This is a genomic window from Streptococcus mitis (assembly GCF_000960005.1).
GTDB lineage: Bacteria > Bacillota > Bacilli > Lactobacillales > Streptococcaceae > Streptococcus > Streptococcus mitis_CK.
This window is the reverse complement of sequence record NZ_JYGP01000002.1, coordinates 402,971-418,033: the sequence shown is the minus strand read 5'-3', so window position 1 is coordinate 418,033 and position 15,063 is coordinate 402,971. Positions and strand designations below refer to the sequence as shown.

The window sequence follows — 15,063 nt, the reverse complement described above, 5'->3', positions numbered from 1 at the left end:
ATTGCTATTATACCATTTTTTCCGAAAGAAAAAAACTCTTACCCTTAAGATAGAAGATTTTCTCATAAGAAAAAGAGCACTTGGCTCTTTTCTGTTTTATTCTTTTGAAGAACTGCTTGAGCTTGAATCTCCACCACCGATGTATTGAGTGAAGATATTTTGGAAGGCCTGGTCTTTAACCTTGATATTGGCTGCTTGCAATTCTTTTCCGATAACACTTTGAACAAATGAAGCGTCATTTTGTTTTTGAGTTAAGATAACAGTTTTTAATTTTTCTTTGTAGTCGTCAATATTAGATGATTTTTCTGTTTTCTTAATCAGTTTAACAATGTAATATTGACTGCTGTAGGCTTGTGTTCCAGTAACGCTAATCACATCAGAAACACCATTTACATCTAAAGCAAAAGCTGCTTTTTTAACTTGATCTGGTACTTCTGTCGAAGCAGAATCAAAGGTGATCTCTCCACCGTTCGCTTTGGTTTTCTCATCAGTTGAATTATCTTTGGCTAATTGAGCAAAGTCTGCATCACTAGCTTTGGCTTTTTCAAGAATTTCTTTAGCTTTGTCTTCATTGTCCAGACGGATGATTTGAGCCGTTACATCTGGAGTGTATTCATCAAATGCTTTCTTATAGGCATCATCTGTCAATTCAGCTTCTGCTGCCTTCTTAACTGCCAACTCAACCAATTTACTTGTACGAATTTGAGCTTTACGTGTTTCAAGAGTCATTCCTGCCTGTGACAAGACACGTTGGTAGTTCTCACCATATTGTTTCTCTTCTTCGGCAATAGTATCATTGACTTCTTTGTCATCTACTTCTGAGCCATATTGCTTCTCAAATACTTTTTGGATGGTCAAGTTCAACAACACTTGCTGGGCTGAAGGATTGCTTTTCACTTGCTCATAAAATTGATGTTCTGTGATAACATCTCCTTTCATGCTGATAAGGTCTGCCCCTTCTGAACCTTTCGAACAAGCTGCTAAAGTTGCTACTGATAATAGTGTAATGGCACCTGCCAATAGTTTTTTCTTCATGTCTTCTCCTTTGAGATAAGTGTTACCCTATCTATTTTACTATATTTTCTTAAATTTTTCTGAAAATCATTCGCTGTCAGGCAATTGAACATCTGCTACATTTTTACGAAGCATGAGGATGCCGTCACCCAGAGGTACTAATGTTGCAGTGAGTCCTGGATTGTCTAAGGTTGCATCAAATAGTCTTTGAAGGCCTCTGTAAATAGTTCGCTGGCCACGACGGACTTCCATAATATCCTTAGCAACATCACCACCTTGGAAAATATCATCCAAGACAACCACACCACCAACTTCCAAATGTTTGAGGATTTCTGGCAAAAAGACGATGTATTTAGACTTGGCTGAATCCATAAAGACGAAATCATAGGACTCTGTCAAGGTAGATAAGATATCTACCGCATCTCCTTCTAGGAGCGTGATTTGCTTGCGACTGTCAAACTGGGCAAAATTTTCCTTGGCAAAACCAATCATTTCTGGATTGCGGTCAATGGTTGTAATCTTGGCCTTTGGCGCATGTTCCGCCATCAAGAGGGCTGAAAAACCGATTGCAGTCCCAATTTCCAGAATATTTTTAGGCTGCATGGTTTCCATGAGAAAACGGAAATAAGCAACCGTTTCATGGGGAATAATGGGAATATTTTCCTTGCGGGCAAAGTCTTCCAATTCTTTCAAAGATTCTGTGACTTGCTTTTGGCGCTGACGCATCAAGTCTACAATTTCTTCCTTGACGACAGGGCGACGCATGTTATGGTTGGCATTTTTACTATACGATTCAACCATCTTATGCCAATCCCAATTTTTCAACAAGGGCTTCAAACTCATTCAAACGACGTTCAAAGACTGCAAAGGCATCGTTGAGATAGTCTTCCTTCTCCATATCAACACCAGCTTTTCTCATGACATTAAGTGGATAGTCAGACTTACCTGCCTTGAGATAGTCGATATAACGGTCACGGTCTTCTTGACTACCATGGACAATCTTTTCAGCCAAGGCTGAGGCTGCTGCAAAGCCTGTTGAATATTGGTATACATAGTAGTTATAGTAGAAGTGTGGAATGCGTGCCCACTCGTATTGGATTTCAGGATTGTCTTCCTTACTCAAACCATAATACTCTTGGTTCAAGTCTGCGTAGAGTTTATTTAAGAAATCGCTTGTCAAGACTTCTCCATTTTGGTCTGCTTGGTGAATCGCGTGTTCAAACTCAGCAAATTGAGTTTGGCGGAAAACTGTTCCACGGAAACCATCTAGGAAGTTATTGAGAATAGCAAAGCGCGTTGCGTCGTCTTCCACTTCTTCCAATAATTTCTCCGTCAAGATATTTTCATTGGTAGTTGATGCAATCTCAGCCAAGAAGATAGAATAATCTCCGTAAACATAAGGTTGCGTTTCACGAGTATAGCTTGAATGCATACTGTGACCTGTTTCATGAACAAGAGTAAAGAGATTGTCCAGATTGTCCTGCCAGTTAAGAAGCATAAAGGCATTTGTATCGTAAGAACCACCAGAGTAAGCCCCTGAACGCTTGCCTTGATTTTCATAAACATCAATCCAACGCTCGCTGAAGGCACGTTTAACACGGCTCAAGTAATCCTCACCCAAGACTGACAAGGCTTCTTCTGCTTTTTTCAAGGCTTCTTGGTAGGTAAAACTGTATTCAACAGATGAAAGTGGTGTGTAGACATCGTACATCTTGAGGTCTGAAATTCCCAAGATTTTTGAACGAAGTTCAAGGTAACGATGCAAGAGTGGCAAATGCTTGCGAACTGCTGCTACCAAATTGTCATAAACACTCTCTGGAACAAAATTCGCTGCTAGAGCCGCATGACGAGCGCTCTTGTAGTTGCGAACTTTGGCACGGTAGTTTTGAACCTTAACATTTGTTTGCAAGGTTTTGGCATAGGTGTGTTGGAATTGCTCATAAGTCGCATAGAGGGCTTGATAGGCACCACGACGAACCTCACGGTTTTTAGACTCCATCAAACGCATATAAACGCCATGTGATAATTGTACTTCGTTACCATCTTCATCTTTAACAAATGGAAAGACGATATCTGCATTATCTAAAATAGCAAATGTTTCACTTGCCGAACCAAAGATTTCTCCAGCTCCAGCCAATAGCTCTTCTTCTCGTTGTGAAAGAACGTGATCCTTGCCTTGCAAAAGCTTGTCAAAATAGTGTTGATAAACCTGCAATTTTGGCTGAGCTTCTAAAAAGTCAGCATACTGCTCTTCACTGATCTCCATAAATTCAGGTTCATAGAATGAAAAGGCTTGGTCCAGTTGGCTGTAGAGAGTCATGGCCTTGGCATAATACTCTTGGTACTTGGCTTCACGTGTGTCTTGGTCATTCTTCATATGAGCATAAACGTAAAGCTTCTCCATCTGGCGTTCCATTTCAAGAGAAAATTCAGTAATTTCTAGTAGGCTATCCGCACTATCCAAGAGATGACCTTCATACTGGACTACTTTCTCCAATTTTTCTGTTAAATCTTTTAAGGCTTCTTCCCAAGCCTGGTCAGTTGGGTAGATCGTTGATAGATCCCATGTATCTTTTTCATTTATTTCATTTCTTTGTAATACCATTAGATTCCTCCATCCTTTCTATTTTACCATATTTTTCAAGAAATATTGCTGATAAAAGGCTGGTGGATAGAGCTTTTGCCAATCATTTTGAGGATTTTCTTGATAATAGGTTTGAAAATACTGATAATAGCTGGTCAAATCCTTCTCAATTTGGCAAAAATCACCTACTAGTGGTCGAATTTGTGGATACCATTCTTTTAAGCCATAAGTCAGGAGATTTTCTCCCTTTTGATAGGCTTCTGCTTGTTCTTTCATCCAAATGGGATTTTGATAATAGAGTTGTTGTCGAATATAACGACAGATGTCCTTATCCTGAGAAACACTAAAACTAGATATTTTTTGTTTCTTATAGGGAAGACGTAATATCTCCAGTAGACCACCGTGACCATAGGGAAATTCCTTGATTTGATAATGGAGTTTACCTCGAAGATCCTGGTGAATCAGGTATTTGAGTCTTAAAACTTGTTTTTCACTGTCTAATTCCCAAACATAAAAGCCCATGTTTTGACTGAAATAGAGAAAACCTTGTTGCAGACGAGTCAACCGCTCCTTGAGCCACAGTTTTTCCCCCAGCAACCACAGTACTTGGTAACCCTCACTACGATAGCCCTCACTACGCTCTTTAAGAAGTTTTTGAGACAAGGGACTACACTGAACTTCTAGAGCTAGAGTCCCATTTACAAAAACATCCGCAATCTGTTTAAGTTCTGGAAGCGGGTATTCTAATTGAACCTCTGTCTCTTTTTTCAACCAGTGATAAAGGGATTCCTTATTTGCCAGGTGTTCTGGACTTTCATTTTCAGAGGAAAAATCACAGTCTTTTAAGGTTTTGTGGGCAAAATGGGTCCGGACACTTGGTCCTTGACGCAAACAGAGCTGACCTCCACAAGCTGGGCAGGTGTATGCTTGCTTCTCAAGTTTATCCTCTAACACATTTACCAATTCTCCCCTAGCATCTCTCGCAACAAACATGATTTCTCTCCTTTTCTATATTATTCGTAAAAAAAGAAAAAAGATCAGGAAATTTCCTAATCTTCATTCATGTTTATTTGATTTTTTTAGCTAGCATGGTCGCAAAGCGTAGTTGAATACGATTGCCAGTCTCATCGCGACGGTGCAAATGGCCTGGATTTTCATTGTACTTAACCAATTCCCAGTCCTTGTAATAGTCTGCCAATTCCCCTTCTTTAAAGGTAAATGGGAAGTTCACAGAGCAAGGGTAATCTTCCGTATCCATAGCACAAACGATAAGATTATAACCACCAACAGTGGTTTTCTCCTGCATATTTTTGATAATTGCAGGAATGCGGTCCGCTTGTAGAAACATGAGAACAACTGTTGAAACGATAAAATCATATTCTTGCCCAATACTGGCTGAATTGATATCGTAAAGACCAACAGGCATGTCCAAATCTTCCTGCTCCACAATGCTTTGTAAGATTTCAAGGGCCAATTCATTTTGATCCACAGCTGTCACATCAAAACCATTCTGTGCAAGAAAGAGAGAGTTACGGCCCTGACCACAGCCCAAATCCAAGGCTTTCCCTGGTTTTACTATCTGCATTGCCTCTAGAACCTCTGAATGAACAGGATTGGTATTGTATTTCTTAGGAAAATAATCCTCAGGTTTACAATAAAATTCCAAATACCATTCTACATCGTCTGTTACAGCCTCCACTCGGTGCCAGGCTTGTGGTTGTGCCATGGGATTGTCAACCCCTGCTTCAAAGAGGTGCTCAGCTAAAACCTCACCATCTTCTGTCAATTCAATAAACTTGAGAGCTCCCTTCAAGACAGTAATTTTCCCCCAAGTCCCAACCTTAGTATTGTGTTTCTGCTGAACAGCCTCTGGCATGGTCTCTTTAGTCCACAAAGGCATACGTTTATAGGCAACTAGTTTTTCCATCTTCATTCCTCTTTTTATCGCTGATTAACAGCTTTCATAACACGCGCAATATCGCGGTTTTGCTCACGTCGTTTGATAGACTCCCGTTTATCATAGTCATGCTTCCCTTTAGCTAAACCTAAAAGGAGTTTAGCGTAACCATCTTTGATATAGACTTTAAGGGGAACCAGGGTCATTCCTGTCCCTTTGGTCTCTTGTTCCAATTTTTGAATTTGTTTCTTATGGAGCAGGAGTTTACGACGACGTTCTGGTTCTTGGTTCCAGATATTGCCCTCTTCGTAAGGAGCAATATGAACATTGCTCAACCAGACCTCCCCATTTTTTACTTGGGCAAAGCCATCCTTGAGATTGATTCGAGCAGCTCGTACACTCTTGATTTCAGTTCCTGTCAGGACCATCCCTGCCTCTAGCGTATCTACGATTGTATAGTCGTGACGCGCCTTTTTATTTTGTGCGACGACCTTTCCCTCGCCCTTTGCCATGCTTGGCTCCTTTCTTAGCTACTTCCTTGTAAAAAGGTTTCTTCCCTTTTTTCTTCTTGTCTTTTTGTGAATGCTTGCGCTTATCATTTGAGCGTCCTGATTTTCTCTTGTCTTCCTTCTTATCTGAACGACGACTTGAACCACGCCCTCTGTCATTTCGACTAGACTGTTTCAAGCCTTTTTCAATCACATCAAACTCACTTGGGATATATGAGAAATCAATTTCACCCGTCATCTTGTCAGCTCTTTCAACTCGGATACGGATTTGCTGACCTACACGGAAGGTTGTTCCTGATTTCTCCCCACGAAGGGTCAAATCACGCTCATTGAAATGATAAAATTCAGGTAGATTTGTGATGTGAATCAAGCCTTCAACTGTGTTCGGCAATTCGACAAAGAGACCAAACTTAACAATGCTGGACACAACCGCATCGTACTCTTCGCCCACGTATTCTTCCATATACTCAGCCTTTTTCATGGCTTCGACTTCACGCTCAGCCTCAATGGCACGACGTTCACGGTTGGAAGACTGGGTCGCAATCTCTGGAATCACTTGTTCAAAATGCTCTGCTATTTCCTTAGAACGGCCGTAATCCCGAATCATACGGTGAACAAGAAGGTCTGGATAACGACGAATCGGACTAGTAAAGTGAGTGTAATAATCAGCCGCTAGACCATAATGCCCGTGATTGTGCTCCGAATAGCGAGCCTGCTGCATAGAGCGAAGAAGCATCATGGACAAGACATCTGCATAAGGTTCCCCCTCAACAGCACGCATGATGTCTTGAAGCGCCTCCTGTCTCATCTCACTGGCAGTCCCATAAATGCGCAAGCCAAAACTCGAAGCATAATCAATAAACTTCTGAATCTTTTCAGCCTTAGGCTCCTCGTGAATTCGATAGATAAAAGGCAAATCCAACTTGCTAAAATGCTCGGCAACTGTTTCGTTGGCCATCAGCATAAAGGATTCAATCATGCGCTCGGCAACACCACGCTGACGAAGAACGATATCAACAGGCTTACCTTGTTTATCCACTAAAATCTTGGCTTCATTGGTATCGAAATTGAGGGCTCCACGTTTCACACGCATGTTTTCTAGCATTTCATGGAGCTTGGCCATAAGTTCGATACTAGGAACAATTTTCTGATATTCTTGTCGCTTTTCCTCGTCGCCAGCTAGGATATCATTGACATCGCTATAGGTCATACGAAAACTGGTCTTGATAACTGTTTGTGTAATGGTATAGTTGACCACACGACCATGTTTATCAATCTCCATAATGGCAGATTGGGTCAGACGGTCAACTTGGGGATTGAGAGAGCAGATGCCATTTGACAAACGCTCTGGAAGCATTGGAACCACTCGGTCTGTTACATAGACTGAAGTCGCGCGGTTAAGGGCTTCCTTGTCAAGGGCAGAACCCTCGGTTACATAGTAGGAAACATCTGCGATGTGAACCCCAAGCTCCAGATTACCATTTTTCAGAGCCTTGATATGCACCGCATCGTCCAAGTCCTTGGCGTCAGCACCATCAATGGTAAAGATAATCTCATCTCTTAGATCCAGACGACCTTCCATATCCTTTTGAGACGGAGCATCAGGCACACTTTCTGCTTCCTTGACAACAGCTTCTGGAAACTCGGATACAATGTCCATTGATTCCAAGACCTCAAGAACATCAATTCCGACATCCGTTGAATGCCCCACAACATCGAGGACAGTAGCGACAAAGAAATCATGTTTCTTGCTTGGGTATTTATCGATAAAGACCTTGAGAACTTCGGTTCCCTCGAGTTTAAGGGCTGGTTTCTTAACATAGATCGGTTGACTGATTTTCTGGTTTTTCGAACGGATGTAGCCAGCATACTTGGGCTTTTCCTGATCTAGAACGATTTGACCGACAACTGTTGTCAGGCTGTGTTCTAAGATATCAATAATTTTTGCTTCTGCTGCTGTTCCCTTATTGCGGTCAGCGACTTTCTTGATGACGACCTCAACGGTATCACCATCAATAGCATAGTTGACATCGTTTTTTCCTACAAAAAGGTCGTCGTCCTCGCCTTCCAGACTAACAAAGCCAAAGCCATTTTTATGAGCATGAAAAATCCCCTTGAGAGTAATCTCATGTTTTTTCTTAACTTCCAAGGTCAGACTCCCATCTTCTTCAAAGCGAATCTGGTGTTTTCTTTCCATTAGGGACAAGGTTTTAATCAACTCACGAAAATCCTTGGAACCGTCTTTTCCCAAAGCCTGAGCCAAGTCATTGACAGTCACCTTTCCCTTATCTTGCAAATATTCTTTTATTCTATCTTTCATATTTTCTTTCTAGATTTTTTTATTTTCTTTTACTGTAAAACCTTCTAAAATATCTTTTAAAAATAAAAAGAGGCAAAGACCTAGTCCTGCCCATTATTTTCTTATCTACTTGATAATACCGTCAATGCTAAGGCAATGGCTAGCCAGAAAAAGACTAAAATCCCTGTCAAACGCTGCATTACAGCTTCAAAACCGCGTGCTTTACTGCGTTCAAACAAATCACCTGAGCTGGCATCAAATACATTGCTGGATTGGTTTTTGGTTGGTTGCATGAAAATTGCAATCACAATCACAACAGATAATACTAATAAAATGGTTAATAATAGGTTATACATATCAAACTCCTTAAAATCCTTATTATTTTACCATAAAATCTACTTAGATTCAAGATGTAGGGTTACTTTTCTTTCCTTGGGACAATACTTTAAAACCTCAATCTTGTCTGGATGAGTTTTTGAATTTTTACTGGTTAGGTAATTGATACTGCCACAAGAGGAGCATTTGAGATTAATTTTTACTCGCACTAGATTTCCTTTACTTTTAATAATGTTCGAAATTGAAGAAGGTTAAAGAGACAACTAAAGGCAACACAAAGGCTTGTCGCATAAAAGACTGCATGGTAGCCAAATTGACCTGCTACTGCAGAACCTGCCATAGGCCCAACGACACCTCCCAGATAAAAGAATACCTGATTAAAGGCAAAGACCCTCGAAATACCAGCTTTGGGCGTCATCTTGCTGAGAAGGGCATTAACTCCGGGAATCAAGGCACCGGTTCCCAGGCCAAAGAGGAAACGATAGAGTCCTAGTTGAAGCGGGTTAGAGGCATTGGCACAGAGGAGATAGATGATAACTGAATAAAACTGGGCTACAACCAAGAGGCGATGGTTGCCCACCTTGTCACCTAGCTTTCCCATGACTCCTGCACTCATCATACTGGAAAAGCCCATACTGGATACAATCAAACCAGATATAAAAAGAAGATTCTCTGTCTGGCCTAAGTCGCGTACATAAAGAGCCAAAATAGGGCCAATCGATTGAGCTGAAAATTGGATGACAAAACTGGTCAGAAAGAGGTTAATCAAGAGATAGGGGTATTTAATTGATGTAAATAATTCCTTTGTTGGGATGGCCTTTTCCTTGGCTACTGGTTGAAAATCTTCCTTGATAAAGCAAATAGTTAAAACAGCAGCTAAAAATAGAAAACTACCAACCAGTAAGAAAACTGTACGAATACCAAATAATTCTGCAATAAAGCCACCAATAAAGGGACCCGTTAGAGTACCTGCAACTACGCCTGTAGACAAAGTACCTAAGGCAGAGCCTGATTTCTCCTTGGGAACCTGACTGGCTATCAAGGCCGTTGCATTGGGAACAAATCCTGCAAATACACCATTCAGTAAACGAAGAAAGATTAGCAAATAAATATTTGGCACAAAAGCCAAGCCTCCCATAGTGATAGTCATGGCCATGCCAGCCCGAATCATCATGGGTTTTCGACCGTATTTGTCAGCAAGGATGCCCCAGATAGGAGAGAAAAGTGCTGCAGAAATGGCAGAGACAGAAATAGCTAAACCTGCATAAAAAGCAGCTTGATCACTCCCTACACCTAAATTTTCCACAAAGATGGGCATAAAGGGCACAACCAAAGAAATACTGGCTCCAGTTAGAAAATTACCAAACCAGGCAATACGCAGATTATCCTTCCAGTTAATCTCTGTCATCTTGGCTACTCCCTTCAAGAAGGATACGCACCTGAATAAGAAGCAGGTCCTGATTCCCATTATTATCAAGAATATGGCTGGCCAAATCTTTCTTTTTCTCTAAAGGCCACTGGGCTGCCAAACGAAACTCAGCTTCATCTTTGGACAAGTGGTCCCTTTTCATTAAGCGTTCTACTTGGACATCTCGGTCCACATAGACCAACCAAGTCTCATCAAACCAAGAGACGTAGTCCTGCTCAAAAAGTAGGGGAATATCCATGAAGAAAATCTCTTCTGTATGAGCCAACTGGTCTCTCAACCTAGCTAGCTCCTCACGGATAATCTTTCCTTGGATTCGCTTAGACCATTCCTGTTCTTCAGGATTTGAAAAGATAAGACTAGCTAGGATAGGGCGATTAAGTTCTCCGTTTTCAAGGATGATTTCTTGCCCAAAGTGCTGGACTAGAGCCTCAAACAGACGACCACCAGGTTTCTGTAGTTGGTGGACGACTGCGTCGGCATCCACTACTTGAAAGCCTTGCTTTCTTAGAAAATTTGTCACGGTTGACTTACCAGAGGCAATTCCCCCAGTGATTCCAATGATTTTTCCCATCAATTCCTCCTTTGGCACTGAGGACAAAAATGGGTGCCTCGTCCACCTAGTTGGATTTTCTCAATGATGGTGCCACAGCGTACACATTCTTGACCAGCCTTGTCATAGACTTGATGAAAATCCTGCATGGTTCCATCTTCCCCAAAGGCATTGATATAGGTCCGAATGGTGGAGCCACCTTTTTCAACAGCCTGTCTCAATACAGCAATGGACTGGTCATGAATGGCAGTCGCTTCTTCTGCTGTCAAAATCTGGGAAGGTCTGGCTGGATGAACCTGAGCTCGCCAGAGAACCTCATCCACATAGATATTGCCAAGTCCAGCTACCAAAGTCTGGTCTAAAAGATGGGATTTGATAGGCTTTTTAGACTTAGCTAGGGCAGCTTGAAAGACCTGCAAATCAAAGTCTTGTTCGCTTGGTTCAGGGCCTAATTTTTTAGAAATAAAGTAGGCTTCCAAAAGGTCAGGCGCCAAGAGTTCCATAGTACCAAACTTGCGAACATCCTCATAAACAAGCGTGCCACCATCCTCAAACTGGAAGAAAACATGGGCATGTTTGCGTTCTGGAACCTGGTCCGGATAGTAAAAATACTTGCCCTCCATCCGCAGATGGGAAATCAAGACCTTGTCTGTCAGGTAAAAAAGCAAATATTTGCCACGACGTCCCATTGACTCGATAATCTGACCAGGCAGTTCCTTTTGAAACTCGTCCAAATCCGTCTTAATCATCTTGGGATAGCGAATTTCTACACTCGAAATCTTCTTTCCCAAAATCAATTTTTCTAAGCCACGACGAACAGTTTCAACCTCAGGTAATTCAGGCATAAGTCCTCCTTCTGTAAAAACAAGAAGCAGGCATGAGCCCACCTCTACTTAGTATTCTTTTTCATTATAGCCAAAGTCAGCCAAATCTAGCTTTTTATCGCGCCAGTTTTTCTTGACCTTGACCCAGGTTTCTAGGAAAACCTTGTCTCCTAGCATGAGTTCGATATCACGACGTGCCATACTACCAATTTTCTTAAGCATAGCACCACCTTTACCGATGATAATCCCTTTTTGGCTATCGCGCTCGACCATGATAGTTGCACGGATATGAACCTTGTCTGTCTCTTCATCTCGTTTCATAGAATCCACTACTACTGCGACAGAATGCGGAATCTCTTCACGAGTTAAGTGCAAGACTTTCTCGCGAACCATTTCTGAAACCAAGAAACGCTCTGGATGGTCTGTGATTTGATCAGACGGAAAATATTGGAAACCTTCGTCCAGATTTTCACTCAAAATATCCACTAGACGAGAGACGTTATTTCCTTGAAGGGCTGAGATTGGTACAATTTCCTTAAAGTCCATTTGATTACGGAAGTCATCAATCTGAGACAAGAGCTGGTCTGGGTGAACCTTATCGATCTTGTTCACCACCAAAATCACAGGAACCTTGGCAGCCTTGAGACGCTCGATAATCATATCGTCCCCCTTACCACGCGCTTCATCAGCAGGTACCATAAAAAGAACGGTGTCCACTTCGCGAAGGGTACTGTAGGCAGACTCAACCATGAAATCTCCTAGAGCTGTTTTAGGCTTGTGAATCCCTGGTGTATCGATAAAGACGATTTGTTCCTTATCAGTCGTGTAAATTCCCATGATTTTGTTGCGCGTTGTCTGCGCCTTGTCACTCATGATGGCAATCTTTTGCCCCATAACGTGATTTAAAAAGGTTGACTTCCCAACGTTGGGACGTCCTAAAATGGCTACAAAGCCTGATTTAAAAGTCATAATTTCCTCTTACTGTTTAAAATAATAAATCCCAGATTCGTGGGAGAAAAATCAATGCGCCTGTTAAGGCTGCAAAAAGAGAGACCACTAATACCGCACCAGCCGCCATATCCTTGGCATTTTTAGCCAGCATGGAAAAGTGATAGTGACTGGCCAAATCCACCACATTTTCAATAGCAGAGTTAATAATTTCAAAGGCTACTACCAAGAAAATGCTCAATAGGAGAAAGAGCCATTCGATTCGTGATACCTGAAAAATAAAACCTGCAAGGATGACTACTAGAGCCGTCACTGCATGTTTTCGCATATTGCGTTCTTCCTTGATAGCAGTAAAAATTCCTGTGAGAGCAAATTCTAAACTGGATATCAGGTCACGATTTTTCCATTTTCGTTTATTGTCTTGTGAGTCCATAGGCTGTCAAAATTTCTTCTTGTAAACCGAACATCTCCGCTTCTTCTTCCGGAGTGTAGTGATCATATCCATTGATATGTAAAAAGCCATGTACTGCCAAGAAGCCCATCTCACGCTCAAAGCTGTGGCCATATTCCTCGGCCTGCTCATGAGCCTTATCAATAGAGATGAACAGTTCCCCAATATAGGCATCAAACTCAGACATCATCTCTGCCAATTCCGGATTTTCAAGCAAATCCTCTTCGTCAAAGGCAATTTCCAACTCTGGTTTATATTCAAGGCTGATAACATCTGTCGGACGGTCCGTGTCACGGTACTCCAGATTGAGTTCATGACTACGTTCATTAGTCACAAAGGTAACTGCCATCTCCTTGTCTTCTTTGCCTAATTTTTGGGCTGCAAATTCCAAAATTTCTTGGGTTTGTTGCAACATTTCTTTTGAAACTTGACCAGTTTCATCTACCATTTCAATATACATGTGCTTCTCGTTTCTCTTTACTTGGCTTTATTATACCACATTTCCATGATTTTATTCTACCTTTTTGATATAATACTATGGAATACAATCACAAGGAGAGAACGATGTCATTTGACGGATTTTTTTTACACCACATGGTTGAGGAATTGCGAAGAGAGTTAGTGAACGGTCGCATCCAGAAAATCAATCAACCTTTTGAACAAGAGTTGGTCTTGCAAATCCGTAGCAATCGCCAAAGCCATCGCCTGCTCCTTTCTGCCCATCCAGTTTTTGGACGCATTCAGCTGACCCAAACAACTTTTGAAAATCCAGCCCAACCCTCTACCTTTATCATGGTTTTGAGAAAGTATTTGCAGGGTGCCCTGATTGAGTCGATCGAGCAAGTGGAAAATGACCGTATTGTGGAAATGACAGTTTCCAATAAAAACGAGATTGGAGACCATATTCAGGCTACCTTGATTATCGAAATTATGGGGAAACACAGTAATATTCTACTGGTTGATAAAAGCAGTCACAAAATCCTCGAAGTCATTAAACATGTTGGTTTTTCACAAAATAGCTACCGCACCTTGCTTCCTGGGTCGACCTACATCGCTCCACCAAGTACAGAATCTCTCAATCCTTTTACAATCAAGGACGAAAAGCTCTTTGAAATCCTACAAACACAGGAAACGACAGCTAAAAACCTTCAAAGCCTCTTTCAAGGTCTGGGACGCGATACGGCAAATGAATTGGAAAGGATACTGGTTAGTGAAAAACTTTCCACTTTTCGAAACTTTTTCAATCAAGAAACCAAGCCATGCTTGACTGAGACTTCCTTCAGCCCAGTTCCTTTTGCAAATCAGGTGGGAGAACCTTTTACCAGTCTTTCTGATTTGTTGGACACCTACTATAAGGACAAGGCTGAACGCGACCGCGTCAAACAGCAAGCCAGTGAACTCATTCGTCGTGTTGAAAATGAACTTCAGAAAAACCGCCACAAACTCAAAAAACAAGAAAAAGAGTTACTGGCGACAGACAACGCTGAAGAATTTCGTCAAAAAGGAGAATTGCTAACAACCTTCCTCCACCAAGTGCCTAACGACCAAGACCAGGTTATCCTAGACAACTACTATACTAATCAACCTATCACGATTGCGCTTGATAAGGCTCTGACTCCCAACCAGAATGCCCAACGCTACTTTAAACGTTACCAGAAACTCAAAGAAGCTGTCAAATACTTGACTGACCTGATTGAGGAAACCAAGGCAACCATTCTCTATTTGGAAAGTGTAGAAACCGTCCTCAACCAAGCTGGACTAGAAGAAATCGCTGAAATCCGTGAAGAATTAATTCAAACTGGCTTTATCCGCAGAAGACAGCGAGAAAAAATTCAGAAGCGCAAAAAGCCAGAACAATATCTAGCAAGCGATGGCAAAACCATCATCTATGTCGGCCGCAATAACCTGCAAAATGAGGAACTAACCTTTAAAATGGCACGCAAGGAGGAACTTTGGTTCCACGCCAAGGATATTCCTGGAAGCCACGTAGTCATCTCAGGCAATCTTGACCCATCTGATGAAGTCAAAACAGACGCAGCAGAGCTAGCCGCCTACTTCTCTCAAGGTCGCTTGTCAAATCTGGTCCAGGTAGATATGATTAAAGTCAAGAAACTCAATAAACCAACTGGTGGAAAACCTGGCTTTGTCACTTACACAGGACAAAAGACCCTCCGTGTCACACCAGATCCAGAAAAAATCGCATCCATGAAAAAATCCTGATT

Annotated in this window: 16 protein-coding genes; 1 reads left to right on the top strand and 15 read right to left on the bottom strand. The window is 41.7% G+C overall.

The window, feature by feature from the left end:
- Positions 1-96: 96 nt before the first annotated feature.
- From prsA to ybeY, 15 genes are all read right to left on the bottom strand, one after another.
- Positions 97-1,035: a peptidylprolyl isomerase PrsA gene (gene prsA, locus TZ90_RS03455; RefSeq protein ID WP_045611489.1), complete on the bottom strand. Its 939-nt coding sequence runs from the start codon at positions 1,033-1,035 to the stop codon at positions 97-99.
- A 66-nt stretch (positions 1,036-1,101) separates the two neighbouring features.
- Complete coding sequence (locus TZ90_RS03450) at positions 1,102-1,815, bottom strand: O-methyltransferase (protein ID WP_080890770.1); 714 nt, start codon at positions 1,813-1,815, stop codon at positions 1,102-1,104.
- A gap of 1 nt (position 1,816) precedes the next feature.
- Positions 1,817-3,619 carry an oligoendopeptidase F gene (gene pepF / locus TZ90_RS03445; protein ID WP_045611487.1) on the bottom strand — a complete coding sequence of 601 codons (1,803 nt, stop codon included), beginning with the start codon at positions 3,617-3,619 and terminating at the stop codon, positions 1,817-1,819.
- Between the two features lie 18 nt (positions 3,620-3,637).
- Entirely contained in the window at positions 3,638-4,591 is a 954-nt protein-coding gene (locus TZ90_RS03440; RefSeq protein ID WP_045611486.1) for a competence protein CoiA, read from the bottom strand.
- A 73-nt stretch (positions 4,592-4,664) separates the two neighbouring features.
- On the bottom strand, positions 4,665-5,525 hold the full coding sequence (tehB, locus tag TZ90_RS03435) for an SAM-dependent methyltransferase TehB (RefSeq protein WP_045611484.1): 861 nt from the start codon (positions 5,523-5,525) through the stop codon (positions 4,665-4,667).
- Between the two features lie 14 nt (positions 5,526-5,539).
- Positions 5,540-6,007 carry an SsrA-binding protein SmpB gene (smpB, locus tag TZ90_RS03430; RefSeq protein WP_001051750.1) on the bottom strand — a complete coding sequence of 156 codons (468 nt, stop codon included), beginning with the start codon at positions 6,005-6,007 and terminating at the stop codon, positions 5,540-5,542.
- Positions 5,970-8,324 carry a ribonuclease R gene (gene rnr, locus TZ90_RS03425; RefSeq protein ID WP_045611483.1) on the bottom strand — a complete coding sequence of 785 codons (2,355 nt, stop codon included), beginning with the start codon at positions 8,322-8,324 and terminating at the stop codon, positions 5,970-5,972. The genes smpB and rnr overlap by 38 nt, the downstream gene beginning before the upstream one ends.
- A gap of 101 nt (positions 8,325-8,425) precedes the next feature.
- Entirely contained in the window at positions 8,426-8,659 is a 234-nt protein-coding gene (gene secG, locus TZ90_RS03420; protein WP_000282517.1) for a preprotein translocase subunit SecG, read from the bottom strand.
- Positions 8,660-8,698: 39 nt separating this feature from the next.
- Positions 8,699-8,848, bottom strand: a complete 150-nt coding sequence (gene rpmG / locus TZ90_RS03415; RefSeq protein ID WP_001809104.1) for a 50S ribosomal protein L33 — start codon at positions 8,846-8,848, stop codon at positions 8,699-8,701.
- Positions 8,848-10,047 (bottom strand): multidrug efflux MFS transporter PmrA, encoded by a 1,200-nt coding sequence (locus TZ90_RS03410; protein WP_045611481.1) that lies wholly within the window; start codon positions 10,045-10,047, stop codon positions 8,848-8,850. Before TZ90_RS03410 ends, rpmG begins: the two co-directional genes overlap by 1 nt.
- Complete coding sequence (gene coaE / locus TZ90_RS03405) at positions 10,034-10,639, bottom strand: dephospho-CoA kinase (RefSeq protein ID WP_045611480.1); 606 nt, start codon at positions 10,637-10,639, stop codon at positions 10,034-10,036. Before coaE ends, TZ90_RS03410 begins: the two co-directional genes overlap by 14 nt.
- A complete protein-coding gene (gene mutM, locus TZ90_RS03400; RefSeq protein ID WP_045611478.1) occupies positions 10,639-11,463 on the bottom strand; it encodes a DNA-formamidopyrimidine glycosylase in 825 nt (274 codons plus the stop codon). Before mutM ends, coaE begins: the two co-directional genes overlap by 1 nt.
- 48 nt (positions 11,464-11,511) lie before the next feature.
- Positions 11,512-12,411 (bottom strand): GTPase Era, encoded by a 900-nt coding sequence (gene era, locus TZ90_RS03395; protein WP_000143264.1) that lies wholly within the window; start codon positions 12,409-12,411, stop codon positions 11,512-11,514.
- Positions 12,412-12,427: 16 nt separating this feature from the next.
- Entirely contained in the window at positions 12,428-12,823 is a 396-nt protein-coding gene (locus TZ90_RS03390) for a diacylglycerol kinase family protein (RefSeq protein ID WP_045611476.1), read from the bottom strand.
- Positions 12,804-13,301 carry an rRNA maturation RNase YbeY gene (gene ybeY / locus TZ90_RS03385; RefSeq protein WP_000275156.1) on the bottom strand — a complete coding sequence of 166 codons (498 nt, stop codon included), beginning with the start codon at positions 13,299-13,301 and terminating at the stop codon, positions 12,804-12,806. The genes TZ90_RS03390 and ybeY overlap by 20 nt, the downstream gene beginning before the upstream one ends.
- A gap of 104 nt (positions 13,302-13,405) precedes the next feature.
- Between ybeY and pavA the strand changes: the two genes are divergently transcribed.
- Entirely contained in the window at positions 13,406-15,061 is a 1,656-nt protein-coding gene (gene pavA / locus TZ90_RS03380) for an Rqc2 family fibronectin-binding protein PavA (protein WP_045611474.1), read from the top strand.
- The last annotated feature ends 2 nt before the right edge of the window (positions 15,062-15,063 follow it).

Bases quoted from the DNA above. Each gene is read 5' to 3' on its own strand.
- tehB (WP_045611484.1), bottom strand. From the start codon at position 5,525: ATGGAAAAACTAGTTGCCTATAAACGTATGCCTTTGTGGACTAAAGAG.
- rnr (WP_045611483.1), bottom strand. From the start codon at position 8,324: ATGAAAGATAGAATAAAAGAATATTTGCAAGATAAGGGAAAGGTGACT.
- TZ90_RS03390 (WP_045611476.1), bottom strand. From the start codon at position 12,823: ATGGACTCACAAGACAATAAACGAAAATGGAAAAATCGTGACCTGATA.
- TZ90_RS03450 (WP_080890770.1), bottom strand. From the start codon at position 1,815: ATGGTTGAATCGTATAGTAAAAATGCCAACCATAACATGCGTCGCCCT.
- smpB (WP_001051750.1), bottom strand. From the start codon at position 6,007: ATGGCAAAGGGCGAGGGAAAGGTCGTCGCACAAAATAAAAAGGCGCGT.
- secG (WP_000282517.1), bottom strand. From the start codon at position 8,659: ATGTATAACCTATTATTAACCATTTTATTAGTATTATCTGTTGTGATT.
- pepF (WP_045611487.1), bottom strand. From the start codon at position 3,619: ATGGTATTACAAAGAAATGAAATAAATGAAAAAGATACATGGGATCTA.
- mutM (WP_045611478.1), bottom strand. From the start codon at position 11,463: ATGCCTGAATTACCTGAGGTTGAAACTGTTCGTCGTGGCTTAGAAAAA.
- coaE (WP_045611480.1), bottom strand. From the start codon at position 10,639: ATGGGAAAAATCATTGGAATCACTGGGGGAATTGCCTCTGGTAAGTCA.
- pavA (WP_045611474.1), top strand. From the start codon at position 13,406: ATGTCATTTGACGGATTTTTTTTACACCACATGGTTGAGGAATTGCGA.
- TZ90_RS03410 (WP_045611481.1), bottom strand. From the start codon at position 10,047: ATGACAGAGATTAACTGGAAGGATAATCTGCGTATTGCCTGGTTTGGT.
- era (WP_000143264.1), bottom strand. From the start codon at position 12,411: ATGACTTTTAAATCAGGCTTTGTAGCCATTTTAGGACGTCCCAACGTT.
- ybeY (WP_000275156.1), bottom strand. From the start codon at position 13,301: ATGTATATTGAAATGGTAGATGAAACTGGTCAAGTTTCAAAAGAAATG.
- prsA (WP_045611489.1), bottom strand. From the start codon at position 1,035: ATGAAGAAAAAACTATTGGCAGGTGCCATTACACTATTATCAGTAGCA.
- TZ90_RS03440 (WP_045611486.1), bottom strand. From the start codon at position 4,591: ATGTTTGTTGCGAGAGATGCTAGGGGAGAATTGGTAAATGTGTTAGAG.